Annotated in this window: 2 protein-coding genes; both read right to left on the bottom strand. The window is 77.6% G+C overall.

The window, feature by feature from the left end:
* On the bottom strand, nt 1–1,775 hold a 1,775-nt coding region (locus ABT238_RS38695), incomplete at its 3' end, for a type I polyketide synthase (protein ID WP_502891505.1).
* An 84-nt stretch (nt 1,776–1,859) separates the two neighbouring features.
* Nucleotides 1,860–2,370, bottom strand: a 511-nt coding sequence (locus ABT238_RS38690) for an acyl carrier protein (RefSeq protein WP_350807395.1), incomplete at its 5' end; no start/stop codon positions are given.

The raw sequence follows: 2,370 nt of genomic DNA, 5'->3' as shown, positions 1-2,370 counted from the left end.
TCGACCTCCGCCAGCGCCTCCGCGAAGACCGGGGACTCCGCCAGCAGCCGCCGCCCCATCCCCGCCCACTGCGACCCCTGACCCGGGAAGACGAAGACGGTCTGACCCGCGACGTCCGCCGTCCCGGTGACCAGTGCGGGCCCGGCCACGCCGGCCGCGAGCGCGGCCAGCCCGGCGCGGTGACCGTCCAGCGCGTCGGCGACCACGACGGCGCGGTGCGGCAGGAGCGCCCGGCCCTCGGCCAGGGTGCGGGCGGCGGCGGCGGGCTGCGGGCGCCGCGCGTCGGCGTGGTCGAGCAGCCGCTCGGCCTGGGCGCGCAGGGCGGTGGCCGAGGCCGCGGACAGCAGCCAGGGGACGGCGGCGGGTTCCCGGTCGCCCGGCGTCTCCGCGCCCTGCGGGGTCTGCGGGGCGGGCGCCTCCTCCAGGATGACGTGCGCGTTGGTGCCGCTGACGCCGAAGGCCGAGACGGCGGCCCGGCGCGGGCGCTCCGCCCGCGGCCACGGCCGGGCCTCGGTCAGCAGCCGTACCTCCCCCACCGACCAGTCGACCTGCTGGGTCGGCTCGTCGACGTGAAGGGTCTTCGGCAGGACGCCGTGCCGCAGCGCCTCCACCATCTTGATCACCCCGGCCACCCCGGCGGCGGCCTGGGTGTGCCCGATGTTGGACTTCAACGAGCCCAGCCAGAGCGGCTGTTCGGCCGACCGCCCCTGGCCGTAGGTGGCCAGCACCGCCTGCGCCTCGATCGGGTCGCCGAGCGGCGTGCCGGTGCCGTGGCCCTCGACGGCGTCGACGTCGGCCGCCACCAGCCGGGCGTTGGCGAGCGCGGCCCGGATCACCCGCTGCTGGGCGGGGCCGTTGGGGGCCGTGAGACCGTTCGAGGCACCGTCCTGGTTCACGGCCGAGCCCCGGACCACGGCCAGCACCTCATGGCCCAACCGCCGCGCGTCCGAAAGCCGTTCCAGGACGAGGACGGCCACGCCCTCCGCCCAGCCGGTGCCGTCGGCGGCGTCCGCGAACGCCTTGCACCGCCCGTCGGCCGCGAGCCCGCGCTGCCGGGAGAACTCCACGAACGGCGAGGGCTGGGACATCACCGCGACCCCGCCCGCCAGGGCGAGCGAGGACTCACCGCTGCGCAGCGACTGGGCGGCCAGGTGGACGGCGACCAGGGAGGAGGAGCAGGCGGTGTCCACGGTGATCGCGGGCCCCTCCAGGCCCAGCGTGTAGGCGACCCGGCCCGAGGCCACCGAGCCGGAGGTGCCGGTCGCGAGGAAGCCTTCGAGCCCCGCCGGCACGCTGCTCAGCCCGGTGGCGTAGTCGTGGTACATCACGCCGGAGAAGACGCCGACCGCCGTACCGCGCAGCGCCGCCGGGTCGAGGCCGGCCCGCTCCAGGGCCTCCCAGGAGGTCTCCAGCAGCAGCCGTTGCTGCGGGTCCATCGCCAGCGCCTCGCGCGGCGAGATCCCGAAGAAGGCGGCGTCGAACTCGCCCGCGCCGTCCAGGAATCCGCCCTCGCTGACGTAGGAGCGGCCCGCCCGGTCGGGGTCCGGGTCGAACAGCCCGTCGAGGTCCCAGCCGCGGTCCTCGGGGAACCCGGCCACGCCGTCGCGGCCGTCGGCGACCAGCTGCCACAGCTCGTCCGGGGAGCCGACGCCGCCGGGCAGCCGGCAGGCCGTGCCGACGATGGCGATCGGCTCACCGGCCGCCGCCTCCAACGCCGCTTTCTCTGCGGCGAGTTGTTCGTTGTCCTGGAGGGCGGCCCGGAGCGCCGCGACCAGCCTCGCCGTCTGGTCGGAGGCGGCCGCGCCGTCGGTGGTGGTGGTCATGTCTGCCTTTCGGAAGGGGCGGAGGGCCGTCGGCGGTCAGCCGCGGCCGCGCAGGGCGCGGGCGACCAGGCCGTCGATGTCCAGGTCGGCGATGGCGGGTCCGGCGTCGGGGCGGGGTTCGGGGGCCGGGGCGGTGGCGACGGCACCGGGGGCCGGCGGTTCGGGCAGCAGCTCGGACCGCAGGTGGCGGGCGAGCGCGAGCGGGGTCGGGTGGTCGAAGACCAGGGTCGCCGGGAGCCGGACGCCGGTCGCCCGGGCCAGCCGGTTGCGCAGCTGCACCGCGCCGAGCGAGTCGAACCCGGTCTCCTTGAAGGCCTGGGCGGCGGCCACGGCGTTCTTCGACGGGTGTCCGAGCACGGCGGCCGCCGCCGAGCGCACCAGGTCGAGGAGCTCGCGGTGCTGATCGCGCTCCGGCAGCGCGGCCAGCCGGGCGGCGAAGCCGGCGGCCTCGTCGGCCGGTGCGGAGGCCGCGGTGGCGGTGCGGCGGGGGGCGCGGACCAGACCGCGCAGCAGCGGGTTCAGCTCGCCGCCCGCCGCCTGCGCCCGC

The sequence above is a fragment of the Kitasatospora sp. NPDC001527 genome, assembly GCF_040298605.1.
In the GTDB taxonomy this organism is placed as follows: Bacteria; Actinomycetota; Actinomycetes; order Streptomycetales; family Streptomycetaceae; genus Kitasatospora.
This window is presented reverse-complemented; position numbering and strand designations above follow the sequence as displayed.